The organism is Streptomyces sp. NPDC059852 (assembly GCF_042731455.1).
Taxonomy (GTDB): domain Bacteria; phylum Actinomycetota; class Actinomycetes; order Streptomycetales; family Streptomycetaceae; genus Streptomyces.
This window is the reverse complement of record NZ_JBHWJK010000019.1, coordinates 25,662-52,415: the sequence shown is the minus strand read 5'-3', so window position 1 is coordinate 52,415 and position 26,754 is coordinate 25,662. Positions and strand designations below refer to the sequence as shown.

Here is a 26,754-nt window from a genome sequence, read left to right as displayed (position 1 = left end):
CGGCCGTGCCATCCTGACGAGGTGAACGGTCCCGAGATCCACGTCGAGTTCGCGCCCGAGCTGCGTCTGTTCGTCGCCGGTGCGCGGCGGCGCGGCGCCACCACGCTCCGCACCGACGGCGTCTCCACCCTCGGCCATGTCGTGGAGTCCCTGGGCGTCCCGCTCACCGAGGTCGGCACCCTGCTCGTGGACGGCCGCCCCGCCCCCGTCGCGCACGTCCCGCGGGCCGGCGAGTCCGTCACCGTGCGGCCCGTCGAGCGCCCCCAGCGGGTGCCCGGCGCCCCTCTGCGCTTCCTGCTCGACGTCCACCTCGGCACCCTCGCCCGCCGGCTGCGCCTGCTCGGCGTGGACACCGCGTACGAGTCGACCGACATCGGCGACCCGGCGCTCGCCGCCCGCTCCGCCGCCGAGAAACGGGTCATGCTCAGCCGCGACCGGGGCCTGCTGCGCCGCCGCGAGCTGTGGGCCGGCGGCTACGTCTACAGCACCCGCCCCGAGGAGCAGCTGCGGGACGTCCTCGACCGCTTCCGCCCGGAGCTGCGCCCCTGGACCCGCTGCACCGCCTGCAACGGCCTGCTGAAGGAGGCCACCAAGGACGAGGTCGCCGACCAGCTGGCGGGCGGCACCCGGCGGACGTACGACGTCTTCGCGCAGTGCACCGCGTGCGGGCGCGCCTACTGGAAGGGCGCGCACCACGAACAGCTGGAGGCCATCGTGGAGCGCGCCCTCACCGAGTACGCGAGCTGACTGCTAGCGCCTGCTCTTCACATCACCCTTTCCGCAGGCCACGCCGTCCCGGTTGGGGTCGAGGCGGAGCGGGTCGTCCTGGCCGTCGACCTTCAGCCGGCCGTAGTCGTTGGCCTTCAGCCAGTCGCAGCGGGCCTGCGTCGTCGCCTTCACGGCCGGCGGGAAGTCCGTCGGCACGCAGACGTTGGCGGAGCCGTAGTGCCGGTCGCAGCCGGAGACGGTCGGGGCGACCTTCTGCGACGTGCGCTTCTTGCCGGGGCCGGTGACCTTGCCCTGGAGATCGTCGGCGAAGGCGTGGACGTGTGCGGAGGCGTCCTTGGCGCTCAGCGCCGACGGGCCGTCCAGGTGCACCCACTTCGCCACCGACGGCACCCCGCCGGCGTCCACCGCGAAGAGCATGTACCAGCCGGGCGGCGCCAGGTCGGGGTTGCTCGTCACGTTCAGGTCGACGTTGTTCCCGTCCACCGACAGCGGCAGGTCGACGAACCGCTGGTTGGGGTCGGAGGAGTGGGTGACCGCGGCCGGGCGGATCAGCTCGGCCTTGGCGATGGGCCGGTCGACGGTGATCCGCTGGGTGTCGCCGTACGTCCACTCGCTGTCGATCACCGAGGTGATCGTGGGGCGTTCGCCCTTGAGCAGATACGGCGGGGTGTAGATCGACACGTCGTGGTTCCAGGAGCCGTTGCCCGGGTTGTCGCCGGTCGCCATGACCCGGCCGTCGGGCAGCAGGAACGCCGAGGAGTGGTAGCCGCGCTCCTCCGGGTCGGCCGCCACCGGGTCGAAGGTGCCGGTCGCCGGGTCGTAGATCGACGACTCGTACACCGGGTCCGCACGGTTGTGCAGGGCGCCGCCGGTCTCCAGCACCTTGCCGTCGGGCAGCAGCACCGCCGAGACGTACATCTTGCCCTGGGCGCCGGTCTGCGCGACCTTGCCGGCGCCGAGGTCGACGGTGCCCTGCGGGAGCGGTGGCCCGGCGACGTACGACGGGTTCGGCTGCTTGAGGTCGATGACGTCGGTGAGCCGGTTGGCGTCCGGGTTGGAGTCGATGTTGCCGCCGCCGATGGTGAGGACCTTCTGGTCCTGCGCGGGCGGCAGCAGCACGCTCGCGGACTGGTCGCGCTCATCCTTGTTCCGCAGGCCCGGGACCTGGGTGACGGTGTTGGCGTCGTAGTCGTAGATCGCCGCGCCGGTGCCCGGGATGTTGTTGCCGAAGACATGGCTGCCGGAGTAGAACAGCCGCCCGTCCTGCATGAGGATCATCGACGGGTACAGACCCCAGTACGACCAGGTCTGGTTGACCTTCCAGAGCTCCAGCCACTTCTGCTCGGCGTCCGACCACCGCTCGGCCGTCACCGAACCCGTCGAGTCCTCCCGCAGCCCGCCGAAGGAGATGACGTCGCCGTTGCCGAGGATCGTCGCCGACGGGTACCAGTGCCCGTCGTTCATGTCGTTGGTCCTGCTGTACGTCTCGGTGACCGGGTCGAAGATGTACGAGTCCTTGTAGCCCTGGTAGCCGACCGTGCCGTCGGCCGACGGATAGCCCTTGTTGCCGCTCATCACGAGCACCCGGCCGTCCTTCAGCTGGACGTGCCCGGCGCAGAACATGTCCTTGGGCGTCGGGATCTGCCGGTACGTGCCGTTCCGCGGGTCGTAGACCGCGCTGGTGAACGTGCCCGCCTCGAACATCTCCTCGCTGTTGCCGGACCCGGCGATCAGCAGCACCTTGCCGTTGTTGAGGACGACGGAGTGCATGGAGCGGACCGGGTTCCGGGTGGGCAGCACGTCCCAGCGGCCGTTCGCGCACTCCTCGGCGGTGCCCGTGCACACCGGGTCCGGCACGGGCTCGGCGACCTGGTCCATCGTGTAGTCGTCGGTGGTGACCGAGCCGGTGCCGTACACGGAGACGCCCCACGCGATCCGGTCGGTGCCGGCCGGCACCTCGGGCGTGCGGACCGTCGCCTCGGTCCAGCCCGCCGCCGTCTGAAGCGTCTTCAGGTCGGTCCAGTACTGCCAGCCCGCGGTCGTGTCGTGCCGGAACAGGGTGATCGAGGTGTCCGGCGTCGTCGACTTGTACCAGAGCCCCAGGTCGTACTGCCTGCCCGCCGACACGACCGGCGCGCACTCGGCGGTCTCGGTGATCAGCGCCTTGCGGTCGCCCTCGGTCCGGCGGGTCAGCGTCACCTTCATCGCCTTGGAGCCGGAGTGCGCGTCGGCCACCGTCTCGAAGGTGAAGTCGTTGTCCCCCCACCCGGACTTCTCCCAGCAGTACGGCATGTCGTCGCCGCCGGAGGTCTCGAAGCCGGGGTTCTTCACGAGGTTGGCGGCGGACGCCGGCTGGGGCGCGGTGAGGAGCAGCGCTCCGGTGAGGCCCGTCACGGCCAGCAGGGCCGTTCTGGATCTGGATCTCATGCGGTACTCCTCGCTGTGCGGCTGCGGCTCCTGCGGGGCAGATAGACCAGCGCCTCGGTACCCACGAAGCGCAGGACGAAGGTGATGACCAGGGCCAGCGCCGTCGCGGGCAGCACGGCGAGCCCGAACCGGCCGACGAGCAGCGCGATCAGCGGGATGCGCAGCACCAGGTCGGCGTTGGCGAGCAGCGCGAACCGGACGGTGCGGTCGGCCCAGTGCCGGTGGGCGCGCCGCTCACGGAACAGCAGCTTCTCGATCAGCAGGAAGTTCCAGGCCACCCCGAACTGGTTGGCGACGATCTCGGCCGGCAGATAGTGCAGGCCCGCCTGGGTCATCGCCCACAGCGCGGCCAGGTTCGGCACGAAACCGGTCAGCCCGATCAGCCCGAACACCACCATCCGGGCCAGCGGGCTCGCCGTCCGCAGCCCCGCCAGGTGCCGCAGGAAGCGGCGCCCCTCCGCCGCCGTGGACTTGGACTCGCCCGCGAACCGCTCCTGGAACACGAACGGCACCTCGGTGACCGTCCGGGGGCGGCTGCGGACCGCCAGCTCCAGCAGGATCTTGTAGCCCAGCGGCTTGAGCGCCTCGGCGGTGATGTCGCTGCGCCGGATCGCGAAGAAGCCGCTCATCGGGTCGCTGATGCCGTGCAGCCGGCGCGGGAACAGGGCCTTGGTCAGCCAGGTCGCGCCCCGGGACACGGCGATGCGGTAGCTGCCGGCGAGTCCGGCCCGGCTGCCGCCCTTGATGTACCGGGAGGCGACGACGAGTCCGGCGTTCGCGCGCTCACCGGTGGCGACCAGCTCCGGGACCAGGGACGGCGGGTGCTGGCAGTCGCCGTCCATGACGACGATCCAGTCCGAGCCGGCCGCCTTCATGCCCTCCACGACCGCGCCGCCGAGCCCCCCGGCGGGCTCGTCCCGGTGCAGGACGGTGACGGGGAACGGGCAGTCCTTGGCGGCCTCCTCGATGACCCGCGGGGTGTCGTCGGTGGAGTCGTCCACGAAGACGACCTCGCAGGGCAGCCGGGACGGCACCGACTCGGTGATCTGGTGCAGCAACTGCCGCACGTTCGCCGACTCGTTGAACGTGGGCACGACGATGGTGACGGCTCCCGGCTCGGGAACCTCGGTGGCCTCGACGGCCGGATCGTCCAGCCGGCCGGGGACGGTGTACTCGTGGGTCATCGAACGCCTCCGGCGGAAGTCTGGATCTGGCGGATCTCGATACGGTCCTCACCGCTGCCGAACACGGCGACCGGCTCGGAGTGCTCGATGGCCGCCTTGACGTTGGGCAGGTCGACGGCGTCACGCCGGACCGTCGGGGACGCGACGACGTAGTCGAGGTCCTTCCAGCCGCGCGGCATCGTCTTCGTGACGGCCGGGTCGAGGTCGGCCTTGTAGAACCAGATGACGCCCCGCCCCGGCTCGTACCCGGCGTGCACCAGGTCGAGCCACAGCGCGTCGTCGACCAGGACCCGGGTGTCCGCCGGGTCCTCCACCTCGGTCGCGAGCCACTTCGAGGCCGCCTGGTAGGGGGCGTTGGCGTCCGCGGTGACGGCGGTGCGGTCACCGTCGTACCAGCGCGGCACGACATAGGCGCCGGCCGCGATCGCCAGCACCGCCGCCAGGGCGTACCGGCCGGCGGTGACCGGGCGGGGTTCCCTCTCCGAGCGCCGGCGCCGCAGCACGGCGTGCGCGACGGAGGCCGTCCCCCCGGCCAGCACCAGGGCGAGGAACGGCAGCGCCTGGATGACGTACATCGCCGGCAGATAGCCGCTCGGGCGCAGGGCGACCAGGGCGAGGATCACGACGGCGGCCGACGGCCCGGCCAGCGCGCGGGCGGTGACGGACCAGCGCCAGGTCACGAGCAGCAGCAGGGCGCCCGCGAGACCGCCGACGATGAGGACCCGGTCGTAGTAGAGCCACGACTGCAGCACACCCCAGGAGCCCGAGCCCTCGTCGAGGATGAAGCCCGAACCGGGCCGGGTCATCTGGTACGTGATGCCGTCCCACAGCGAGACGTGCCCGCTGCCCGGCAGCAACTCGCCCTTCAGCAGCGCGAACAGCGGATAGGACAGGCCGATCAGCGCGCACGCCGTGATCGCCCCGGTGAGGGCGAACTTGCGGGTGTCGCGGTGGCTGTGCCGCCACATGGTGACCAGCACCGCCGGGAGCACGAAGAGCATCGTCTCCTTGGTCAGCACGGCCGTGGCCGCGGCGATGCCCGCCCCGAAGTGGTGCCACAGATGGCGGCTCGGCGAGGCGGCCAGCGCGAACGCCAGCAGCGTCCACATCACCGCGAGGTTGTCGAGGAAGATCTCCCGCTGGAGCACCACCGACAGCGGCGACAGGCCGAACAGCACCATGCCGAGCCCGGCCGCCCAGCGCGGCAGCGACAGCCGCCGGCCGAGGACGTAGACCAGCACCGCGCTGATCGCGCTGACGACGAGCATCGCCGCCCGCATGGAGCCCACGGTCATCGACTCGGGGCTGAGCGCGGACGGGATCCAGGTCAGCACGGCGAGCTGGATCCAGCCGAGCGGCGGATGGTCGTACCAGTAGGTGTAGTGGGCCAGGCCGCGGCCCTCCTGGACCGCCCAGGCCTGGGCGAGATAGGTGCCCTCGTCGTCGCTGAGGGTCGGGTAGTCGGCGATGTTCCAGCCCTGGACGACGAGGATCGCCACCAGGAGGACACCGCACAGGAGCAGGTCGGAGCGGGACGAACGCAGCCGCGGAGGTACTGTTCGACCGGTCGGACGTGCCGTGGGCACAGGCCGGCGCTGCGCGGGGACCTTCGGAGTGGTCACCGCGGGAAGGGTGGAGGTCACGCGGGGACGTCCTCTCGGAGGTCACGGGTCACGGCGGCGCCGTCCAGATGCGCGCCGACGTGGCTGGTCAGCTCCCAGTCGTTGCGGCCGCGCTGCTCGCGCCACACGGCGCGGACGGCGGCCCCGGCGAGGAGCACCTGGTAGAAGGGGCCGCCCACGACGAGCTTCAGATAGTGGACGAAGCGCACCCGCAGCCCGTACTGCCGCCCGAAGTCGTGCAGTCCGACGATCTCGAACACGAACGTGACGAGCGCGGTGACGGCCGGCAGGAAGGTGACGAACGCGATGCTCACCGGCACGTCGAGGAACACCGCGATCGCGATGTTCAGCGGGATGACGAGCCCGGTGAACGCCTGCATGAACGGCGTCATCAGCGTGTACCGGGCGAGCAGCCGCTGCCCGAACGTGGGCAGTTGCTTCCAGTCCTTCTTCCGGTAGACCTGCAGGAAGCCCTGGTTCCAGCGGGTGCGCTGCTTCAGCAGCGACATCAGGCTGCCGGGCGTCTCCTCCCGGGTCACCATGTCGGAGTCGTAGGCGACGACCACCTTCCTGCCGACGCTGGAGAGCCTGACCCCCAGGTCGCAGTCCTCGGCCAGGCAGTCCGGGTCCCAGCCGCCGGCCTCGCGCAGCACGTCGGTGCGGACGAAGACCGTGTTGCCGCCGAGCGGGATGAACCCTTTCTGCGCGTGCAGGTGCAGCCGCGAGCGGAACCAGAAGAAGTACTCCAGGCAGTTGCGCAGGCTGTACCAGCTGGAGTGGAAGTTGATCAGCTGGACACCGCCCTGGACGACGTCCGCCCCGGTGGTGCGGAACGCGTGGTCCACGTGGGCCAGCAGCTCCGGGTGCACCTGGTCCTCGGCGTCGAAGACCCCGACGACGTCACCGCGGCAGTGCGGCAGCGCGGTGTTCATCGCCTTGGGCTTGTTCTTCTTCTCGTGCGTGTCGACGACGACACGGACCCGCGGATCACGGGCCGCCGCCCGCTCGGCCACCTCGGTGGTCTCCGGGTCGTCGTGTCCGACGATCACGATGATCTCGAAGTCGGTGTGGGTCGACTCCAGCAGCCGCTGGATGGTGTGGTCCAGCACGGCCTGTTCATGCCGTGCCGGCAGCAGCAGGGAGAACGACACGTGGTCGTCCCCGTCCGGTCTGCTGAACCGGGTGGAGGCGAGCACTTCGGGCGTACGCCACGCGTGCATCTGCCACCACAGGGTGAAAGCCGCCATCCAGAACAAGGCCAGCGAGACGACGGCTATGAAGACAGACGTCAGCAACAGATCCCCCCAGATCCCCAATGCCCCCTGTCGCGACGGCATTTCACGCCGGTCGCGGCACTGTGCAGAGATTAGGAGGGATGTGTGAAGTTCGCAGGTGCTTTCGATGAAGAGCGCGTTTCCTCACAACCGGAGGCGAGAGTGAACAATTCGAGCGCCACCCGCGTAACTGCCGCGATACGACCCCTGTTTCAGCTGCTCAGCGCCTCCCGCAGCCGCTCCGGGTCGGTCGTCGGAGCGTCACAGGTGAAGTTGCGGCAGACATACGCGGCCGGCGCCCCCTGCTGCAGCGGACGCCCGGCGAGCAACGGGAACTCGTCGCTCTCCGCCGCCCCCGCCGCGACCACCGCACCCGGCGCCGTCCCCAGAAGTGCCGTACGGTGCAAAGCCTTTGTAGCCTCGTCGGACAGCGCGGGACCGACGACCGCGACCTCGCGCGGCCCGTCGAGCAGCGCCTCCGCCACCGCGAGCCCCCACCCGATGAACCGCGGCACCCGCGGACCGAGCGCCTTCACCACACCCAACGCCCGCTCCGCCGCCCGGCGATGAGGCTCGGACCCGGTGTGCGCGGCATAGCCGAGCAGCGCCCCGGCCGCCGCGCTCCACCCGGACGGCACCGCGTTGTCCGTCGGGTCCTGCGGCCGCCGGATCAGCCGCTCGGCGTCCGCGGCCGTGTCGAACAGCGCGCCCGACTCCTCGTCCACGAACCGGGCCAGCACGTGGTCCAGCAGGAACCCGGCGAAGTCCAGCCAGACGCCCTCCCCCGTGACCGACGCCAGCGCCAGGAAGCCCTCGGCGACATCGCCGTAGTCCTCCAGCACCCCGGCGTTGGCCCCGGCCCTGCCGTCCTTGCTGGTCCGGGTCAGCCGCGCCTGCTCGTCCAGATGCACCCGCACCAGCAGGTCGGCGGCACCGAGCGCGGCGTCCACCAGGTCCGGGCGGTCGAAGTAGGCGCCGGTCTCGGCCAGGGCGGCGATCGCGAGGCCGTTCCACGCGGCGACCACCTTGTCGTCCCGGCCCGGCGCGGGCCGCCCCGCCCGCCGCTCCAGCAGCCGGGCCCGCACCGACGCGACCCTCTCGGCGTCGAACACCTCGTCCCGCTGCGGGAGTTGCAGCACCGAGGCACCCTCCTCGAACGTGCCCTCCTCGGTCACCCCGAAGTACCGCGCGGCCGACTCGGCGTCGTCGTCCCCGAGCGCCTCGCGCAACTGCTCGGGCGTCCACACGTAGTACGCGCCCTCGACGTGCCGACCGCTCCCGTCGTCGCTGTCGGCGTCCAGCGCGGACGCGAACCCGCCCTGCTCCGTACGCAGTTCCCGCACCATGAAGTCGGCGGTCTCCAGCGCCACCCGCCGCGCGAGGTCCGACCCGGTGGCCCGCCACAGGTGCGCGTAGACCCGGCACAGCAGGGCGTTGTCATAGAGCATCTTCTCGAAGTGCGGGATCAAGGCACCACCTGCCCGAGGGGTGAGTACGTACCGGTGGAACCCGCCTCCCAGCTGGTCGTACAGGCTTGAGCGGGCCATCGCGCCGCACAGCCCTTCCGCCATCTCCAGCGCCGCGACGGACCCGGCGCGGGCATGGTGCCGCAGCAGGAACTCGACCACCATGGACGGGGGAAACTTGGTGTCCCCCTTGAACCATCCGCTCGCGGGCTCGACATCCCGGGTCAGCTGGAGGAGAGCCATGGCCTGCGTCTCCTCCGTGGGCGCCTGGGGATCCCCCGTGCTCAGTTCCCGCTCGGCGAGATCCCGGGTGATCTTGCCCGCGACCTCCTCCACCTCGCCCCGCCGGCCCGTCCACGCGTTGTGCACCCCTTCCAGCACCTGCCGGAAGGACGGCATGCCGTGGCGGGCGTCGGGCGGGAAGTAGGTGCCGAAGTAGAAGGGTTCGCCGTCCGGCGTCATGAACACCGACATCGGCCAGCCGCCCTGACCGGTGGCCGCCTGCACGGCCTCCATGTAGACCGCGTCCACGTCCGGGCGCTCCTCGCGGTCCACCTTGACGGACACGAAGTGCTCGTTCATGTACGCGGCGGTGCCGTCGTCCTCGAAGGACTCGTGCGCCATGACGTGACACCAGTGGCAGGCGCTGTAGCCGACGCTCAGGAACACAGGGACATCGCGCCTGCGGGCTTCGTCGAACGCCTCCGGGTGCCATGGCCACCAGTCGACGGGGTTGTCCGCGTGCTGGAGGAGGTACGGGGACGTGGCCTGCGCGAGTCGGTTGGGCATGCCCCCATCCTCGCGCACCGGCACCGGCACGGCATGGGCGCCACCGTTCCCTCACCCGGTCGGCAGGACGGGGACACGGCCACTTGCGGACAACCAGTCGAACTCGAGCCGCTCCAGAATCGGTGTGGGATCCCCCTGACGCGCGGCCGGCCTCACCGTGATGCCGTTCTCCCCCAGGGCACACCTCAGCAGCATCCGCCTGTCCGCCACGCCCGCCGCCTGCCACGCCCCGTGGAGGGCGTCCGCCCGAGCCGGGGACAAGAGGCCTGCCTCCGCGTTCAGCGCCTCGAGCGTCGCGGTGAGGTCCTCGATGAGGACCCGCTGCTGTTCGTGCAGTTCCTCGAAGCGCTCCTCGTCGATCTTCCCGTACACATAGAAGTCGTCCTCGAGCCTCCGCACGCGCCATTGGGCCGCGGTCAGGGCCTTCTCCGCCTCGTCCCTCCTCGCCCCGACCTCCGGGTCCGCGGCACCCGACCAGCGGCGGGCGATCTCGGTGATCACCGCGTCCCCTGGCGCCAGAGAGGCGATGTGGCGCACCCACGCTTGTCCCACGGCATGATCGATGCGTTCGGCGAGGGTCACCACTCCTTGGCAGATCGACGTGCCCCGCGTCTGCCGGATCTCGCACCGATAGCGTCCGCCGCGGTGACTCATCGGGCCACCGCACGGTTCCAGGTGGCCCGTGCCCGTCTTGTCCCGCAGCCGTCCGCACCGGTAGTTCCCGGTGCCGAGGTACTTCCCTTCCGGCTTCCCCTTCGCCCAGCGTGCATCGGTCCGTTCGGCGATGAGCGCCTTGATCCTGAACCATTCGCCCGGTGTCACCACACCGGTGCCGCACAGGACGATCTCGCCCTTCGCGTCACGCAGTGCCTCGCCGTACCCCTCCCACACGTCCAGGAGGTTGCCGTACCCGTCGGTCCTGCGCCGCCGGACCGGCACCATGCCGGCGAAGAGCGGGGACTGGGCGAGCTTGCTCACGGCGGTGGGCGACCAGGTGGCACCGCTCCGGGTCCGGTGCCCCTCCTCATTGAGGCGGTGGGCCGTGTCCTTCGTCGTCCGCCGGTCCAGCAGGAGTTCGGCGAGCCTGCGGGCCACCGCGTACTCGTCGGGATGCGGTTCGACCTTGCCGCTGCCGGGTGCGCTGCAGAGCCCGAAGGGAGGTCTGCCCGTCCCTCTCCGGCCTTCCGCCTTGTGCGCGTCATGGCCGGTCTTCACTCGCCTCGCCATGTCCCTCGCCTCGTCCCTGGCCCGTTCGCTGAGAATCGCGAAGACGATGCGTCCGCCCTGTGCGGAGTCCAGGCCCTTGGACACGGAGACGAGCCTCGCCCCCCTGCGGTCGAACTCGTCGAGCATCCGCCCCACCGCGCCCATGCCACGCCGGTCGAAGCGGTCCGTCCGCCAGACGGCGAGCGTCCTGCACCGGCCGTCCATGACCGCCTTCGTGGCCTTCTCGAACTCCCGACGGCGGACGGAGGACTTGGAGGCCGACATCTGCTCGAACCAGACGTGCCGGACCTGAAGTCCGTTCACCCGCGCCCAGCGCACGACGTCCCGCAGATGCTCTCGCAGCGTGGCGAGGTCCTCCTTTCCGTTGCTGCGTCGCACGTAGGCGTCCACGAGCCCGGACGGCTCCGCTGTCGCGGGCACGTCGAGGCCCAGTTCGCGCAGTTCCTCCGAGTCGAAGCCCAACCCGACCAGCGTCGCGTGATCCTGACGCACCTCATCCCCCTTCGGTCCAAGGGGAACGTACGCATCACCCAGGTCCTCGACGGCGGTTTCGGCAAAGTGCGACACGATCCAGTGACGGCCCGCGCCTCCGCCTGTCGCCGGCCCGGCTCGGGCGGGCGTGCGGGGTTCGGGCGGGTGATCGGGTGATTCGGGGGCGTGGCGGGGCGTTGATCGCCGCCCTCTCGCGCTCGCGTGCGTGCCGAAGGACACTCGTAGGCGCTGGAGTTGCCGCCGGAGGGGGACATGCCATGCGGGACAGCCACCGGGCAGAGGCGGAGCGGTTGGTGGGCCGGGCCGTGGAGGAGGAGGTCCGGCGTTCGGGCGGGCGGGTGGACGGGCAGGTGCTGTCGGCGCGGGCCCGTGCGTCGCTGGACGCGCTGGCGCGGACGGCGGCCGAGGAGTACGAGGCGTACACGCGGGCGCTGGACGCGGCGGAGGCCGGGCGGCTGACGTTCGGCGGGCGGTTCGCGCGGGAGGGCGGGCGGACGCCGCTGATGGTGGCCGGGGTCGCGGCGCTCGCGGCCGCGGTCGTGGACCTGGCGCTGGGTACCGGGGCGGGTGTCGCGCTCGGGGCGGGCGTGGCGGTGGGGGTGGCCGGCGCGGCGGCGACGGTGGTGAAGGTGGCGGGCGCTCATCTGCCCGCGGCGCATCACCGGGCCGGGGCGGCGGGGCAGCCGGGCGGTCCTGAGCAGTTGCGGCTGCAGTGGCTGACGGCGCTGGAGGTGCGGGGCATCCGGCCGTTCCTGGACCAGCAGCGGGTGCTGGGGTCGGCGACGGGGCCGGTGAAGGCGGGTCCGCGGCTGAAGGGGGCGGACAAGAGCGCGGCGGCGCGCGGGCGGGGGATGCTGGAGCAGTCGTTCGGGCAGTTGCCGGACGCGGTGGAGCCGTTCGCGGGGCGGCGGCGGGAGCTGGCCTCGGTGCGGCGGTGGGTGCAGGCGGGGCGGGCGGACACGGAGACCCGGCCGACGGTGGTGGTGCTGCACGGGCCGCCGGGCAGTGGCCGTACGGCGCTGGCGGTCCGGGCGGCGCACGAGCTGCGGGACCAGTTCCGGGGCGCGTGTGTGGTGGATCTGCGCGGGGACAGCCCGGAGGAGCCGCCGCTGACGACCCGGGAGGCGCTGCTGCATCTGCTGAACCGGCTGGGCGCCCCGCGCGAGCAGTTGCTGTTCCGGGAGCGCGCGTCGGCCGGGCAGCAGGTCAAGCGGCTGAGCGAGCTGTACCACCAGCATCTGGCGGGGGTGCCGGTCGTGGTGGTCCTGGACGACGCGCGGGACGCGGAGCAGGTCGCCGCGCTGGTGCCGGAGCGGTCCGACAGTCTGGTCCTGGTGACGGCCCGGGAGCCGCTGGACCTGCCGGCGGGTTCGGCGGCGCGGGTGCACCGGCTGCCGGTGGAGCCGCTGGATCCGGCGGGGTCGGAGGAGCTGCTGGCGGCGGCCGCGCGGGATGTCTCGGGGCCGTACGACGCGCAGGCGGCGGACCAGATCCGTGAGCTGTGCGGGGGGCTGCCGCTGGCGCTGCGGATCGCGGGGTCGTCCCTGGGGCCGAGATCGCCGCGCGCGCTGGCGGCCGATCTGGGGGCGTACGGGCCGGTGGAGCCGGGTGAGCGGGTGCTGTGGCTGCGCTACACCGACCAGGGCGAGACGGGCCGGCGGCTGCTGCGCAGGCTGGCGCTGGCGGGCCGCGCGTCGCTGGGGGCGGCCGCGGCGGCGGCGCTACTGGCCACGGACCGGGCGGAGGCGGGCCGGCTGCTGGCGGGTCTGGCGGACGCCGGTCTGATCGACCATGTGCGTGGCGACCGGTATCGGCTGCACGACGTGGTGCGGGCGTTCGCCCATGCCCGTCTCCTGGACGAGGAGGAGCCGGCGGAGCGTAGGGCGGCGCAGGAGCGGCTGATCACGAGCTACGCGGATCTGGCGGACTCGGTGCTGCGGCTGGTCGACGGGAACGTGTCGACCCGTTCGGACCGGTTCAGCCCGCACGGCTTCGCGTCGCCGGACGAGGCGCTGCGGTGGCTGGACGAGGAGTCGAGCTTCATCACGGCGGCGCTGCGGCACGCGGAGGGCGTGGACCAGGGTCCGGTGCTGAGTCTGCTGGGCGCGCTGTGCGACTACTGCCTGCTGCGCGGGGACCTGTACCGCCTGGGCGAGATCAGCGAGCTGGCGCAGGCCGTGGACCAGGGGCTGCTGGTGCGGTCGGTGCGGTGGCGTACGGGGATCGCGGCCCGGCAGCTGGGTGAGCTGGACAAGGCGCGGGCGACGCTGGCGTCGGTGGTGGATCTGTACCGGGAGGCGCATCACGACGCGGGGGCGGCGCGGGCGCTGTGTTCGCTGGGGATCACGCTGCACCACCAGGGTGATCTGACGGAGGCGGCGGCGCGGCTGCGGGAGGCGCTGGATCTGCAGGCGGCGCCGGCGCTGGCGGCGGACCGGGCGTGGACGATGCACGCGCTGGCGGCGGTGGAGCGGGACCGGGGCCGGGTCGCGGAGTCCGGGGAGCTGCTGACGGAGTCGCTGGCGCTGCACCGCGCCGGTGAGTCGCTGCACGGGGAGGCGTGGGCGCACTTCCAGCTGGGCCAGCTGGAGCTGCGCCTGGGGGACGTGCCGGCGGCGGAGGCGGATCTGCGGGCGGCTCTGGAGCTGTACGGGCGGACGCGGGACGCGCGGGGCGAGGCGTGGGCGCTGACGCAGCTGGCCCGGGCGCGGCTGGTGGCCGGGGATCCGGGGCCGGCGGTGGAGGGGCTGCGGCGGGCGGCGGTCCGGCACCGGGAGAACGAGGACGCGCGGGGCGAGGCGTGGTCGGTGTACTACCTGGGGCAGGCCCTGGAGGAGGGCGGGGGCCTGGATCCGGCGGTGCGGGAGCTGGAGCGGTCGCGGACGATGTTCTCGCGGATGCGGGACGTGTACGGCCTGGCGTGTGCCCGGCACCATTCGGCGCGGGTGACACGTGACCAGCGGGCGGTGCAGACGGGGTCGCTGCGCAACTCGGGTTTCGCGCGGCAGCTCCTGGTCGACGCGCGCGCGGACTTCCGGCGCATCGGTGTCGCGCACGGGGAGGCGTGGACGTGCCTGGAGCTGGCGGTGGTGGACGGCGGGAACGCCCGCACCCAGCAGGCGCTGGCGCTGTGCGACGAGGCGGTGACGCTGTTCGCGTCCTACGGGGACCTGCGGGGCGGGGACTGGGCGCGTTTCCTGCGCTGCACGCTGCTGCCGTACGCGGCTCCGGGCGGGGTGGAGGTGGGTACGGCGGTGGCGCTGGAGGAGCTGGCGCAGCTGGCCCGGTCGGGGCATCCGCTGCGGGACGGCAGGCTGGCGGAGTACCTGGAGGCGTACCGGCTGCTGCTGGAGCGGGGTGTGGAGCTGGAGGCGGGGTGGCAGGCATGGCGGCTCGGCATGGTGCCGAACCGCCATGCGCGGGAGGTCATGGGGGTCGCCTTGGCGACCCCGCGCTGACCGGGCCGCCGGGGCGGCGCCGTCAGCCCTGCTTCCGCCCGTCCGCGCCCGTGGTCGTCCCGGTGGCGTCGGCGGGGGCCTCGGCCTTCGGGTCGGGGTCCTCGGTGAACTCGACCCGGCCCATGTGCCGGTTCATCGACTTCATCAGCGCCCACACCGCGAGGGCCATCACGGCGAAGACGACGAAACCGAGGACGCCGGGGGTGACCTTGTCCTCGTCCACCTCCTTGGCGAGGGTGGCGAGGTGGGTCATTGCCAGGCTTGCGCTTGCGGTCATGTCAGGCATTGTCCCGGATGCCCGCGAAGAGGTCGTCCTCGGGGAGGGAGGTGGCGACGAGGGACTTCGCCAGCTCGTACTCCTCGGTCGGCCAGACCTCCTTCTGGAGGTCCAGCGGGACGCGGAACCAGCCGCCGTCGGGGTCGATCTGGGTGGCGTGGGCGATCAGCGCCTTGTCGCGGATCTCGAAGAAGTCCGCGCAGGGGACGTGGGTGGTGAGGGTGCGCTCGACGCGCTCGAACTCGTCCCAGCGCTTGAGCCAGTCCCCGTACGGGGACTCCAGGCCGCGGTCGAGCATGGCCTGGTGCAGGGCCTCGGTGCGGGGGCGGTTGAAGCCCTGGTTGTAGTAGAGCTTCAGCGGCTGGTACGCCGGGCCGAACTCGGCCTCCGGGTACTTCTCGGTGTCGGCCGCGCCCTCGAAGGCCACCATCGAGATCTTGTGGGTCATGATGTGGTCGGGGTGCGGGTAGCCGCCGTTCTCGTCGTAGGTGGTGATCACCTGCGGGCGGAACGAGCGGATCTGCTTCACCAGCTCACCGGCCGCCTTGTCGACGTCCTCCAGGGCGAAGCAGCCCTCGGGGAGCGGGGGCAGCGGGTCGCCCTCGGGCAGGCCGGAGTCGACGAAGCCGAGCCACTCCTGCTTGACGCCGAGGATCTGGCGGGCCTCGTCCATCTCCTTCTTGCGTACCTCGTGGATGTGCTCCTCGACGTACTTGTCGCCTTGGAGCTTCGGGTTGAGGATGGAGCCGCGCTCCCCGCCCGTGCAGGTCACGACCAGCACGTCCACCCCCTCGGACACGTACTTCGCCATGGTCGCCGCGCCCTTGCTCGACTCGTCGTCGGGGTGGGCGTGGACGGCCATCAGTCGCAGCTGGTCAGTCAAGACTCAATCCTCGTGGTCGGCGCCCCGGCGTGCCCCGGTGCGATCGGCGGCTTCTATAGTGACCGAATCGGGGGGCGGATAATTCCGGGGTACGGCCCGGAGGCCCAGTTTTGGGACATCCGTTCCGCTCCGGCCGGGAGGACGATCATGAGTACGGCGAGCACGCGACCGCCCGAGGGCCGTTACGGCCGTTCCTCGGACGCGCGCGCCGACCGCACGCTCAAGGTCGTCGGCGGGGTGCTCGGGGTGCTGCTGCTGGCGCTGGTCGGGTACTTCGGCTGGCACTACGTCGGCCAGAACAAGATCAGCGCCGAGGTGATCGAGTTCGACGTCCGCAAGGACGCGGTGGACGTGCATCTGGAGGTCCGCAAGGACGCCGGGGCCGCGGGCTACTGCACGCTGCGGTCGCAGGCGCGGAGCGGCGCCGAGGTGGGCCGGGCGGACTTCCGGTTCGACGGGGACGACACCCGTATCGACAAGGTCGTCACACTCCGTACGACGGCCCCGGGGACGACGGCCGAGCTGCTCGGCTGCCACGCCGACTGACGGCACACGGAATACGCCGCCGCTGACCTGCGGCGATGTAAATCTGGTGGCTTATGTCCTCCCCCTTCGGGCATCCAATTGTTAGGCTCGTGGTTTCGCCCATCCGCGAAGGAACATTCTTCTGGGTAGGGCGATGCTTTGTATTCCCAGTACCGACGAGGAGCACCTGTGACCCAGACCAGCGAGAACGTCACCTGGCTGACCCAGGAGGCGTACAACCAGCTCAAGGCCGAGCTGGAGTACCTGTCTGGTCCTGCGCGCACGGAGATCGCAGCCAAGATCGCGGCGGCGCGCGAGGAGGGGGACCTGCGGGAGAACGGCGGGTACCACGCGGCCAAGGAGGAGCAGGGCAAGCAGGAGCTCCGCGTGCGCCAGCTGACCCAGCTCCTGGAGAACGCCAAGGTCGGTGAGGCCCCGGCGTCGGCGGACGGCGCGGTGGCGCCCGGGATGGTCGTGACGATCGCCTTCGACGGCGACGAGGACGACACGATGACCTTCCTGCTGGCCTCCCGTGAGTACGCGAGCTCGGACATCGAGACGTACTCGCCGCAGTCCCCGCTGGGCTCCGGCGTGATCGGCCACAAGGTCGGCGAGGACGCGGAGTACGAGCTGCCCAACGGCAAGAAGGCCTCGGTGCGGATCCTGAAGGCCGAGCCCTACAGCGGCTGACCCGACCCCTTCACCTTCACGAGAGCCCCCGGCGCCGCTCGGCGCCGGGGGCTTCGTCGTGTCCGCGTGTCCGGGGCGGTGCCCCGTTTCGGTCAGGCTGTCGCGGAGCGGTACTTGCGGACGGCCAGGGTGCGGAACAAGGCGATGATCAGGACCGACCAGATCAGCGACGCCCACACGGGGTGCTGCATGGGCCACGCGTCGGGTGCCTTGAAGCCCGGCGGCAGGTTCCCGAACAGCTCACGGCAGGCCTGGACCGTGGCGCTGAACGGGTTCCACTCGGCGATGTGCCGCAGGAAGGTGGGCATCTGGTTGGCGTCGACGAAGGCGTTCGAGATGAACGTCAGCGGGAACAGCCAGATCAGTCCGCCCGAGGTCGCCGCCTCCGGGGTGCGCACGGACAGGCCGATGAGCGCGCCGATCCAGGAGAACGCGTACCCGAGGAGCAGGAGCAGCCCGAAGCCGGCGAGGACCTTCCCCGCGTTCTCGTGGGTGCGCCAGCCGACGATCACGGCGACGACCGCGAGGACGACGAGGGTGAGCGCGGTCTGCACCAGGTCGGCGAGGGTGCGGCCGGTCAGGACCGCGCCGCGGGCCATGGGCAGCGAGCGGAAGCGGTCGATCAGGCCCTTGTGCATGTCGTCCGCGATACCGGCGCCCGCGCCCGCCGTGGCGAAGGTGACGGTCTGGGCGAAGATGCCGGCCATCAGGAACTCGCGATAGGCCTGGGTGGAGCTGGACGAGCCGACCTGGATCGAGCCGCCGAACACATAGGTGAACAGCACCACGAACATGATCGGCTGGATGAGCCCGAAGATCAGCATCTCGGGGATCCGGCCCATGCGGATCAGGTTTCTGCGGGCGATGACCGCGGAATCGTTGATGGCGCTCACTTGGCCGTCTCCTCCTTGCCGTTCTCCTCGCTCTTGGCCTCGGCGACGTGTCCGGTCAGGGACAGGAAGACGTCGTCGAGGGTGGGGCGGCGCAGGCCGATGTCGTCGATCTCGATGCCCCGGGAGTCGAGCTCGCGGATGACCTCGGCGAGCAGCTTGGCGCCGCCGGTCACCGGCACGGTGAGCTTGCGCATGTGGTCCTCGACGGTGGTCTCGCCCTTGCCGAAGCCGCGCAGCACCTCGGACGCGGGCTGTATGTCCTCGCGCTCGTGGACGACGACCTCGACGCGCTCGCCGCCGGTGCGGGCCTTGAGCTGGTCGGAGGTGCCCTTGGCGATCACCCGGCCGTGGTCGACGACGGCGATCTCGTGCGCGAGGTGGTCGGCCTCCTCCAGGTACTGCGTGGTCAGCAGCAGCGTCGTGCCGCCGGAGACGAGGCGCTTGATGACCTCCCAGAGCAGCTGGCGGTTGCGCGGGTCGAGGCCGGTCGTCGGCTCGTCCATGAACATCACGGGCGGGGAGACCACGAGGGCCGCCGCGAGGTCGAGCCGGCGGCGCATGCCGCCCGAGTAGGTCTTGGCGGGGCGGTCGGCGGCGTCGGCGAGGTCGAACTGCTCCAGCAGCTCGATCGCGCGGGCCTTCGCCTGCTTCGCCTTCATCTGGTACAGCTGGCCGACCATCTGGAGGTTCTCCCGGCCGGTCAGGTATTCGTCGACCGCCGCGAACTGGCCGGACAGGCCGATGGAACGGCGTACGGCGTCGGGCTGCCGCAGGACGTCGAGTCCCGCGACGACCGCCCTGCCGCTGTCGGGGCGCAGCAGGGTCGTCAGACAGCGGACGGTCGTCGTCTTGCCCGCGCCGTTCGGCCCGAGCAGACCGAGGACCGTGCCCTCGGGGACATCGAGGTCGACGCCGTCCAGAGCCCTTACGTCACCGAAGGTCTTCACCAGGCCTTCGGCGTAGATGGCGCCTGGCATATGGATCTCCACGTCGTCGGGGAAGGTTCGGAAAGCCTAGGTTTGCACTTCTCATGCCGCTCGAGAGCGGAATTACGGGACACACCATAACGCGATGTATCGCGTCTCTCAATGGAGATTCCCGAACGAGTGACACGAGGGGTCCGAGGAGCGTGCTGGCCGGTGCCCGGCCCGCGAGGCGGCTCAGCCGATGACGGTGTAGCCCGCCGCGCGCAGCGCCTCGCCGACCTCGGCGCAGTGCTCACGCCCCTTGGTCTCCAGGTGCAGCTCGACCTCCGCCTCCGTGAGCCCGAGCCGTGGATCGGTCCGGACATGGCTCACGTCGAGGACGTTAGCGTCCACCACTGACAACGCCCCGAGCAGCGACGCCAGCGCCCCCGGCCGGTCGGTCAGCCGCAGCCGTACGGCCAGGTAGCGGCCCTGCGCTGCCATGCCGTGCCGCAGGACGCGCTGGAGCAGCACCGGGTCGACGTTGCCGCCGGAGAGCACCGCGACGACGGGGCCCTCGAAGGCGCCCGGGTCGCTCAGCAGCGCGGCGACCGGGCTCGCCCCGGCCGGCTCCACGACCAGCTTGGCCCGCTCCAGGCACAGCAGCAGGGCGGCGGCCAGCTCGTCCTCGGTGACCGTGCGGACCTCGTCCACCAGGTCGCCGATGATCCGGAACGGCACGTCGCCGGGCCGGCCCACCTTGATGCCGTCCGCCATCGTCGCCGGGTGCTCGACCGCGACCGGGCGGCCGGCCGCCAGGGAGGGCGGGTAGGCCGCCGCGCCCTCGGCCTGCACGCCGACGATCCGCACGTCCGGGCGCAGCGTCTTCACCGCCATCGCGATCCCGGCCGCGAGCCCTCCCCCGCCGATGCCGACGACGACGGTGCGCACTTCCGGGCACTGCTCCAGGATCTCCAGCCCGACCGTGCCCTGACCGGCGATGATGTCCGCGTGGTCGAAGGGGTGGATGAACACCGCGCCGGTCTCGGCCGCGTACTCCTGCGCGGCGGCCAGCGTCTCGTCGACCACCTGTCCGTGCAGGCGCACCTCGGCGCCGTAGTCGCGGGTGGCGCTGATCTTCGGCAGCGGGGCGCCCTTGGGCATGAACACCGTGGACCGCACGCCGAGCAGGGAGGACGCGAGGGCGACGCCCTGCGCGTGGTTGCCGGCGCTGGCGGCCACGACGCCCGCGGCCCGCTCCTCGGGGAGCAGCCCGGCGATCCGCACGTAGGCGCCGCGCAGCTTGAACGATCCGGTCCGCTGGAGGTTCTCGCACTTGAGGTGCACCGGGGCGCCGACCAGCTGCGTCAGATGCCTGCTGCCCTCCATCGCCGTCACCCGGGCCACGCCGCTCAGCATCTTCTGGGCGCCGCGCACGTCGTCGAGGGTGACGGGGGGCAGTACGTCGGACGTGCGGTGGTTCATGTGGCCAGTCTCGCAGTTCACAGGCGCTACTTTGCGGTGTGACCAAGCAGCGAGACGGGATTGCGCAGCGTCGGTACACCCCGCGTCCCGGCCGCGTACCCTGTCCCCCAACCCAGCACCCCCTTCATGAAGTGAGCCTCCGGCCATGCCCACAACACCTGACATGTCGACGGACATGACGACCGTCGCTGACAGCGGTCTGCTCGACACGCTGCAGCACGAGGTGGCGGTGTTCGCCCGCCGTGCCGAACAGACCCGCCTCGGTGGGGTCGGCCAGGTGCGCAACTCCATGGACCGCGCCGCGTACCTGCTGCTCAACCGCCTGCACAAGGAAGGCCCCATGGGTGTCAAGGCGCTCGCGGCGAGCATGGGGATCGACTCGTCGACGGTCACCCGGCAGGTCGCCCCGCTGGTCGACACGGGTCTCGTCAAGCGCACCTCGCACCCGGAGGACGGGCGCGCGGTCGTGCTGCAGCTCTCCCCGCGCGGGCAGTCCCGGCTGGAGGAAGTGCGGGCGTCGCGCCGTCAGTTGATGGCCGAGCTGACGGAGGACTGGGCGCCGGAGGAGCGCGAGGCCTTCTGCTCGCTGCTCACCCGCTTCAACGTCGCGCTGTCGGCACGGATGGCTCCCCCGTCGGGAGGCGCGGCCCCGGAGGCGCCCGGCGCGTCCTGAGCCGCAGCCGGGGAGGGGGCCTCGCGCGCGGGCGGGCACCCGCGTGTGCCGGGAGGACGGCTCCCGGCTCTTGACCCCCGGGCCACCGCAGGCTTCCCATGAGACCGGGCCCTTCTGACGCACGGCAGGCGTGTCGTGCGGCCGGCGGGGCGGTCCTCGGCACGCGGCCTGGCGGGAGGGGCGGTGGAACGACGGCACATGCTCCGCGACGCCCGCCGCGGCCGTGAGTTCGAGGCGTTCGTCGCCGGCGCGGCGGGACGCCTGCTGCACACCGCGACCCTGCTCACCGGCGAGTCGCGGGACGACAATCCGCGCGCGTGTCGTCTGCTGACGCTTTCGCTCGCGCACACGTACGCGTGCTGGGACCGGCTGCGCGGCGAGGACCCCTACGGCGTCGCCCGGCAGGAGCTGGCGACCCGGTTCGCGCGCTCGGTGTGGCACCGGTACGGCGGTCCCGGCGCGCTGGGCCGCAGCCGCCCGCATCCGGACAGCCCGCTCGCCCGGCTCTCCCCGAGGGAGCGCCTGGTGCTGGTGCTGCGGCTGTACGAGGGGGTCGCCGAGGAGCAGACGGCGGCACTGCTGGGGCTGCCCAGGGAGCGCGTCGAGGCGATCTGCGCGCGGGCCACCGAGACGCTGCTGCACCGGCCGCGCGAGACGGCCCCCGCCGTCTCGCGGGCGAAGGCGGTGGCCCGGTGAACCGGGTCCGGCGGGAGGCGGCCGCCCGGCAGCTCATGGAGGCCGCGCCGCCTCCGCGGGTGCCGCCGGAGCTGTACCCGGAGATCGTGCGGCGCGGCGAGCGGCTGCTGTGGCGCCACCGGGTCGCCGTACGGCTGATGTGGGTGCTGCTGTGCGCGGCGGCGGTGGCGTTCACGGTGTGGGCGCTGACCGCCCAGCCGTGGGTGGAGCCGCCGTCGGAGACGACTCCACCGCTCACGGGCTGGTGAGCTGCCGCGTCACTGGTCGAGCGCCTGCTTGAGGTCCTCGACCAGGTCGTCGACGTTCTCGATGCCCACCGAGAGGCGGACCAGGTCGCCCGGGACCTCCAGGGCCGAGCCGACCACGGACGCGTGGGTCATCCGGCCGGGGTGCTCGATCAGGGACTCGACACCGCCGAGGGACTCGCCCAGCGTGAAGACCTGGGCGCGGTTGCACACCTCGACGGCCGCCTCCTCGCCGCCCTCCACACGGAAGGAGATCATGCCGCCGAAGGCTCGCATCTGCTTGGCGGCGACCTCGTGGCCGGGGTGCTCGGGCAGCCCGGGGTACAGGACGCTCGACACGCGCGGGTGCCGGCTGAGCATGTCGGCGATCTTCGTGGCGTTCTCGCTGTGCCGGTCCATGCGCACCGACAGCGTCTTGGTGCCGCGCAGCACCAGCCACGAGTCGAAGGGGCCGGCGACGGCGCCCATCGCGTTCTGGTGGAACGCCAGCTCCTCGCCCAGCTCGGCGTCGGCCGCGATCAGCGCGCCGCCGACGACGTCGGAGTGGCCGCCCATGTACTTGGTGAGGGAGTGCACGACGACGTCCGCGCCGAGGGACAGCGGCTGCTGGAGGTAGGGCGTCGCGAAGGTGTTGTCGACGACGAGCCGGGCGCCCGTGTCCCGCGCCACCTGGGCGACGGCGGCGATGTCGGTGATGCCGAGCAGCGGGTTGGAGGGGGTCTCCACCCAGATCACCTTGGTCTTCGGGGTGATCGCGGCCCGTACGGCGGCGGGGTCGGAGGTGTCGGCCACCGACCATTCCACGCCCCAGCGGGCGACGACCTTCGCGAACAGCCGGAACGTGCCGCCGTAGGCGTCGTTCGGGATGACCACGTGGTCGCCGGGGCTGAGGAGCGTACGCAACAGGCAGTCCTCGGCCGCCAGTCCGGACGCGAACGCGAGGCCGCGGCGGCCGCCCTCCAGGGCGGCGAGGTTCTCCTCGAGGGCGGTACGGGTCGGGTTGGCGCTGCGGCTGTACTCGTAGCCGCCGCGCAGGCCGCCCACGCCGTCCTGCTTGTAGGTCGAGACCTGGTAGATCGGCGGGACGACCGCGCCGGTCAGGGGATCGGCGGTGTTGCCCGCGTGGATCGCGAGGGTCTCGAAGTGCTGACTGATGTGCCTGTCGCTCATGGGGACCGAGGGTAGTGCGCCCGGGCCCGGGATGCGGCGCGGGCGGAGGGCGACGGGCCCGTGGCCGCCCGTACGCCGCGTCCGCGGGATCGTTTTTCCACAGCTCCGGGACCTCGTTGGCCAAGAGTCGGCGGCGTCTGGAACGCTTGAGGCATGGAGATTCTCTGGGTCCTGATCGCCGCCGCCATGATCGGCTTCGTGCTGGTGCCGTTCATGCGGCGCAGGAGGGGCATGATCGAGCAGGTCTCACCGGGCCACCCGGACGCCGCGGACCCGGCGAACTACGGCTTCGTCCTCCAGGAGGAGCTGGACATCCGGATGCCGGGCCCCGACCAGGACCTGCTGGACGTCCTGGACCTGGTGCAGCGCACCCAGGACTACCGGGCGGCCGCGCAGCTGCTGGCCGGCACCGAGGCCGAGGGAGAGCGCCGCTGGCAGCGGGTGCAGGCGTTCGCGGGGGCGGCGGCGCTGGAGCTGCAGCAGCGGCCCGGCGGTGTCAGCGAGGCGCCCGGCGGGCAGTGGCTGCGGGTGTGGCGCACCGAGCAGCCGAAGGACGCGGGCGGCGCGGCCGTGCAGGCGGAGTTCCTGGTGCAGCAGGCGTGGCGTACGGCGACGCCGGGCACGGACGAGTTCCGGATCATCATGGAGGAGGCGAAGGCCGCGTGCGGCCAGGCCGCGCTCCTCGCTCCCGGTGACCCGGTCCCGTACATCGTCGAGCTGTCGGTCGCGCGCGGACTGGGCTACTCGCGCGCCGAGTTCGAGCAGCTGTGGCTGAAGATCCTGGACCGGGCCCCGGCCCACATGGGCGCGCATCTGGCCGCCCTGCACTACTGGTGCGAGAAGTGGCACGGCTCGCGGCAGCTGGCCTACGAGTTCGCGGAGGCGGCGGCCGCCCGCGCGCCCCGGGGTTCGCTGCTCGCCGCGATGCCGCTGTTCGCCGTCTTCGAGCATCTGCCGGAGGTGACCCTGGTCGCCGGCTTCTGGCAGAGCGAGGTCGTCACCAAGGCGGTCCACGGCGCGCTGTTCGCGGTGGGCGCGGCGCGGCCCGACGACCCGATGCTGGCGCATGTGCGCCATCTGCTGGTGTTCTTCCTGGTCCGCGGGGAGCGCTGGGCGGAGGCCATGGACCAGCTGGTGCATGTCGACGGGCATGTCGGCGCCCTGCCGTGGACGCTGTCGGCCGATCCGGCGGCGGAGTTCGCGGTGTTCCGGGCGCTGGCGGTGGCGGGCTACGAGGCGAACGGCGGCAGCCCGGCCACGCTGCCCCACTGACACACTTCCGGCCCCGCCGCGCGTCGCGCGCGGCGGGGCCGGAAGGTCCGCGGTCAGCTCTCCGTGCGGGCGGGCAGGCGCCAGCCCGGGCGGGGGAAGTGGCAGGTGTAGCCGTCGGGGTAGCGCTCCAGGTAGTCCTGGTGCTCCGGCTCGGCCTCCCAGAAGGGGCCGACCGGTTCGACCTCGGTGACGACCTTGCCCGGCCACAGGCCCGAGGCGTCCACGTCCGCGATCGTGTCCTCGGCGATCCGCTTCTGCTCGTCGTCCACGTAGTAGATCGCCGAGCGGTAGCTCATGCCGATGTCGTTGCCCTGGCGGTTCTTCGTGCTCGGGTCGTGGATCTGGAAGAAGAACTCCAGGATCGCGCGGTAGTCCGTCTGCTCGGGGTCGAAGAGGATCTCGATGGCCTCCGCGTGCGTGCCGTGGTTGCGGTAGGTCGCGTTCGGCACGTCACCCCCGGTGTATCCGACCCGGGTCGCCGTCACGCCGGGAAGCCGGCGGATCAGGTCCTGCATCCCCCAGAAACATCCGCCCGCCAGCACGGCCCTCTGCGTCTGCGCAGCCATTGCGGCCCTCCATCCTTGTCGCTTCACACACTCGGGCTTCTCGACGGGCAGGTCCACCGGCATCGATGCCCACCAGCCACAACGCCCGGAGGCCCGCCGGGATTCCGTACCGCAAGGGGGCTGTGTCAGTGATCATGACAACGGTAGAGTGCACGCTCCATCACACGACCTCCACGGAGTGTTCATGCTGCGCAAGCGCACCCTCGGTCTGGCGGCGGCGGCCGCCGCCCTCTTCACGCTGATCGGCGCCGTCCCGGCGTCCGCGAGCACGGTCACGGGCACCTCCGTCAGCACCGGCTGGGGTTACGCCGAGGCCAAGACGCAGTGGCGCCTGAACCCCTACCGCCTCGACCCGGTCTACCTGTACGTCAAGGACAAGGCGGCCGACGGTCACGGCGTGGCCGTGCGCCTGGTGACCACCGGCGACGCCGGCACGGTCCGCTTCCAGCTGCGCCGGGTGTCCACCGGCAACGGCACCTACGGCGAGTGGTACACGTACGCCACCCCGGGCGGCTGGATCAGCCGGGCCTACATCGAGCTGTGCCAGATGGAGGGCACCACGGTGCTCCAGTGCGTCTCCTCCTCGGTCATGTACCCGGCCTACGACGACAGCGGCAACGCCGACCCGTTCTAGGAGCCACCCTCCTGCCCGCCGCTCCCGGTGTTGAGCCGGGCCGCCTGGCGGGTCAGGTGGGCGCGTTCCTGCAGGTTGGGGGCCTTGAGGGCGGCCTCCGTGTAGAGGCGGGCCGCCGTCGGGAGGTCTCCGGCGCGTTCGTGGAGGTGGGCGGCCACGGCGGTGTGGCGGGGCAGGGCGGGGTCGAGTTCCGCGAGGGCGGCCAGTCCCGCCTGCGGGCCGTCGGCCTCGCCCACGGCGACCGCGCGGTTGAGGCGGGCGACGGGACTGCCGGTGATGCGGACGAGCTCGTCGTACCACTCGACGATCTGCACCCAGTCGGTCTCCTCGGCGGTCTGCGCGTCGGCGTGCAGCGCGGCGACGGCGGCCTGGGCCTGGAACTCGCCGAGCCGGTCGCGGGCGAGGGCCGCCTGAAGGATGCCGATGCCCTCGGCGATCGACCGGGTGTCCCAGCGGGAGCGGTCCTGTTCGGCGAGCGGCACCAGACTGCCGTCGGGCGCGGTCCGGGCGTCGCGCCGGGCGTGGTGCAGCAGCATCAGCGCGAGCAGCCCGGCGACCTCGGGGTGGTCGACGGCCGCCGCGAGCTGCCGGGTGAGCCGGATGGCCTCGGCGGCGAGGTCGACGTCGCCGGAGTAGCCCTCGTTGAAGACGAGGTAGAGGACGCGCAGCACGGTGGCGACGTCCCCGGGCCGGTCGAGCCGGACGCCGGACACCGTGCGCTTGGCCCGGCTGATGCGCTGCGCCATGGTCGCCTCGGGGACCAGGTAGGCCTGGGCGATCTGGCGCGTGGTGAGCCCTCCGACGGCGCGCAGGGTGAGCGCGACCGCGGAGGACGGGCTCAGCGACGGGTGGGCGCACAGGAAGTGGAGCCACAGCGTGTCGTCCGCGGACGGCACGGGCCCGGGCGCCGGCTCCTCGTCGGCGCGGTCCTCGCGCCGGCGGCGCGCGGTGTCGGCGCGGGCCGCGTCGAGGAACCGGCGCCAGGCCACGGTGATCAGCCAGCCCTTGGGGTCCTTCGGCGGGTCGGTGGGCCAGACCCGGACGGCCTCGACCAGCGCGTCCTGCACGGCGTCCTCGGCCGCCGCGAAGTCGGCTCCGCGGCGGACGAGGACGGCGAGGACGCGCGGGGTGAGGTTTCTGAGCAGGGCCTCGTCCAGCGACGGGGGCATCGG

General features: G+C 72.0%; 23 protein-coding genes. 9 read left to right on the top strand and 14 right to left on the bottom strand.

Annotation, left to right across the window (positions count from 1 at the left end; genetic code table 11):
• Positions 1 to 21 precede the first annotated feature (21 nt).
• Positions 22 to 747, top strand: coding sequence for a Mut7-C RNAse domain-containing protein (locus ACFV46_RS23415; RefSeq protein ID WP_385499523.1), 726 nt, complete (start codon positions 22 to 24; stop codon positions 745 to 747).
• A gap of 3 nt (positions 748 to 750) precedes the next feature.
• On the opposite strand, the gene ACFV46_RS23410 is transcribed toward ACFV46_RS23415, so the two are convergent.
• From ACFV46_RS23410 to ACFV46_RS23385, 6 genes are all read right to left on the bottom strand, one after another.
• Positions 751 to 3,156, bottom strand: coding sequence for a galactose oxidase-like domain-containing protein (locus ACFV46_RS23410; RefSeq protein WP_385499522.1), 2,406 nt, complete (start codon positions 3,154 to 3,156; stop codon positions 751 to 753).
• Positions 3,153 to 4,340 (bottom strand): glycosyltransferase family 2 protein, encoded by a 1,188-nt coding sequence (locus ACFV46_RS23405; RefSeq protein WP_361926486.1) that lies wholly within the window; start codon positions 4,338 to 4,340, stop codon positions 3,153 to 3,155. Before ACFV46_RS23405 ends, ACFV46_RS23410 begins: the two co-directional genes overlap by 4 nt.
• On the bottom strand, positions 4,337 to 5,983 hold the full coding sequence (locus tag ACFV46_RS23400) for an ArnT family glycosyltransferase (protein WP_385499521.1): 1,647 nt from the start codon (positions 5,981 to 5,983) through the stop codon (positions 4,337 to 4,339). The genes ACFV46_RS23405 and ACFV46_RS23400 overlap by 4 nt, the downstream gene beginning before the upstream one ends.
• Positions 5,980 to 7,257 carry a glycosyltransferase gene (locus ACFV46_RS23395; protein ID WP_361926490.1) on the bottom strand — a complete coding sequence of 426 codons (1,278 nt, stop codon included), beginning with the start codon at positions 7,255 to 7,257 and terminating at the stop codon, positions 5,980 to 5,982. The genes ACFV46_RS23400 and ACFV46_RS23395 overlap by 4 nt, the downstream gene beginning before the upstream one ends.
• A 191-nt stretch (positions 7,258 to 7,448) precedes the next feature.
• On the bottom strand, positions 7,449 to 9,491 hold the full coding sequence (locus ACFV46_RS23390) for a thioredoxin domain-containing protein (protein WP_385499520.1): 2,043 nt from the start codon (positions 9,489 to 9,491) through the stop codon (positions 7,449 to 7,451).
• A gap of 51 nt (positions 9,492 to 9,542) precedes the next feature.
• Positions 9,543 to 11,210, bottom strand: coding sequence for a recombinase family protein (locus ACFV46_RS23385; protein WP_385499518.1), 1,668 nt, complete (start codon positions 11,208 to 11,210; stop codon positions 9,543 to 9,545).
• 257 nt (positions 11,211 to 11,467) lie between these two features.
• On the opposite strand from ACFV46_RS23385, the gene ACFV46_RS23380 reads away from it, so the two are divergent.
• Complete coding sequence (locus tag ACFV46_RS23380) at positions 11,468 to 14,668, top strand: tetratricopeptide repeat protein (protein WP_385499517.1); 3,201 nt, start codon at positions 11,468 to 11,470, stop codon at positions 14,666 to 14,668.
• Between the two features lie 22 nt (positions 14,669 to 14,690).
• Here the strand turns inward: ACFV46_RS23380 and ACFV46_RS23375 are convergent, their stop codons facing one another.
• Positions 14,691 to 14,954, bottom strand: coding sequence for a hypothetical protein (locus tag ACFV46_RS23375; protein ID WP_361926498.1), 264 nt, complete (start codon positions 14,952 to 14,954; stop codon positions 14,691 to 14,693).
• Positions 14,947 to 15,828, bottom strand: coding sequence for a mycothiol conjugate amidase Mca (gene mca / locus ACFV46_RS23370; RefSeq protein ID WP_361926500.1), 882 nt, complete (start codon positions 15,826 to 15,828; stop codon positions 14,947 to 14,949). Before mca ends, ACFV46_RS23375 begins: the two co-directional genes overlap by 8 nt.
• 147 nt (positions 15,829 to 15,975) lie before the next feature.
• Here mca and ACFV46_RS23365 point away from each other — a divergent pair, with 147 nt between their 5' ends.
• Both ACFV46_RS23365 and greA read left to right on the top strand, forming a co-directional pair.
• The gene (locus ACFV46_RS23365) at positions 15,976 to 16,374 is read left to right on the top strand and encodes a DUF4307 domain-containing protein (protein WP_361926503.1); all 399 of its coding nucleotides are present in this window, start codon (positions 15,976 to 15,978) and stop codon (positions 16,372 to 16,374) included.
• 168 nt (positions 16,375 to 16,542) lie between these two features.
• Positions 16,543 to 17,043 carry a transcription elongation factor GreA gene (gene greA / locus ACFV46_RS23360; RefSeq protein WP_055621740.1) on the top strand — a complete coding sequence of 167 codons (501 nt, stop codon included), beginning with the start codon at positions 16,543 to 16,545 and terminating at the stop codon, positions 17,041 to 17,043.
• A 92-nt stretch (positions 17,044 to 17,135) separates the two neighbouring features.
• Here greA and ACFV46_RS23355 read toward each other — a convergent pair whose 3' ends face one another.
• From ACFV46_RS23355 to ilvA, 3 genes are all read right to left on the bottom strand, one after another.
• Positions 17,136 to 17,936 (bottom strand): ABC transporter permease, encoded by an 801-nt coding sequence (locus tag ACFV46_RS23355; RefSeq protein ID WP_062671571.1) that lies wholly within the window; start codon positions 17,934 to 17,936, stop codon positions 17,136 to 17,138.
• Entirely contained in the window at positions 17,933 to 18,913 is a 981-nt protein-coding gene (locus ACFV46_RS23350) for an ATP-binding cassette domain-containing protein (RefSeq protein ID WP_361926506.1), read from the bottom strand. Before ACFV46_RS23350 ends, ACFV46_RS23355 begins: the two co-directional genes overlap by 4 nt.
• Positions 18,914 to 19,096: 183 nt before the next feature.
• A complete protein-coding gene (ilvA, locus tag ACFV46_RS23345; protein ID WP_361926508.1) occupies positions 19,097 to 20,326 on the bottom strand; it encodes a threonine ammonia-lyase in 1,230 nt (409 codons plus the stop codon).
• 145 nt (positions 20,327 to 20,471) lie between these two features.
• Between ilvA and ACFV46_RS23340 the strand changes: the two genes are divergently transcribed.
• From ACFV46_RS23340 to ACFV46_RS23330, 3 genes are all read left to right on the top strand, one after another.
• Positions 20,472 to 20,999, top strand: a complete 528-nt coding sequence (locus ACFV46_RS23340) for a MarR family transcriptional regulator (RefSeq protein ID WP_361926510.1) — start codon at positions 20,472 to 20,474, stop codon at positions 20,997 to 20,999.
• A gap of 198 nt (positions 21,000 to 21,197) precedes the next feature.
• The gene (locus ACFV46_RS23335) at positions 21,198 to 21,695 is read left to right on the top strand and encodes a sigma factor-like helix-turn-helix DNA-binding protein (RefSeq protein WP_376729624.1); all 498 of its coding nucleotides are present in this window, start codon (positions 21,198 to 21,200) and stop codon (positions 21,693 to 21,695) included.
• Positions 21,692 to 21,943 carry a hypothetical protein gene (locus ACFV46_RS23330; protein ID WP_361926516.1) on the top strand — a complete coding sequence of 84 codons (252 nt, stop codon included), beginning with the start codon at positions 21,692 to 21,694 and terminating at the stop codon, positions 21,941 to 21,943. The genes ACFV46_RS23335 and ACFV46_RS23330 overlap by 4 nt, the downstream gene beginning before the upstream one ends.
• A gap of 9 nt (positions 21,944 to 21,952) precedes the next feature.
• Here the strand turns inward: ACFV46_RS23330 and ACFV46_RS23325 are convergent, their stop codons facing one another.
• A complete protein-coding gene (locus tag ACFV46_RS23325) occupies positions 21,953 to 23,110 on the bottom strand; it encodes a cystathionine gamma-synthase (protein WP_385499516.1) in 1,158 nt (385 codons plus the stop codon).
• A gap of 153 nt (positions 23,111 to 23,263) precedes the next feature.
• Between ACFV46_RS23325 and ACFV46_RS23320 the strand changes: the two genes are divergently transcribed.
• A complete protein-coding gene (locus ACFV46_RS23320) occupies positions 23,264 to 24,382 on the top strand; it encodes a hypothetical protein (protein ID WP_376729582.1) in 1,119 nt (372 codons plus the stop codon).
• A 53-nt stretch (positions 24,383 to 24,435) separates the two neighbouring features.
• Here ACFV46_RS23320 and msrA read toward each other — a convergent pair whose 3' ends face one another.
• A complete protein-coding gene (gene msrA / locus ACFV46_RS23315; RefSeq protein ID WP_062671587.1) occupies positions 24,436 to 24,948 on the bottom strand; it encodes a peptide-methionine (S)-S-oxide reductase MsrA in 513 nt (170 codons plus the stop codon).
• 184 nt (positions 24,949 to 25,132) lie between these two features.
• Between msrA and ACFV46_RS23310 the strand changes: the two genes are divergently transcribed.
• A complete protein-coding gene (locus ACFV46_RS23310; RefSeq protein ID WP_376729581.1) occupies positions 25,133 to 25,582 on the top strand; it encodes a hypothetical protein in 450 nt (149 codons plus the stop codon).
• Here the strand turns inward: ACFV46_RS23310 and ACFV46_RS23305 are convergent.
• A complete protein-coding gene (locus ACFV46_RS23305; protein ID WP_385499571.1) occupies positions 25,579 to 26,739 on the bottom strand; it encodes an RNA polymerase sigma factor in 1,161 nt (386 codons plus the stop codon). The genes ACFV46_RS23310 and ACFV46_RS23305 overlap by 4 nt on opposite strands.
• Between the last annotated feature and the right edge of the window lie 15 nt (positions 26,740 to 26,754).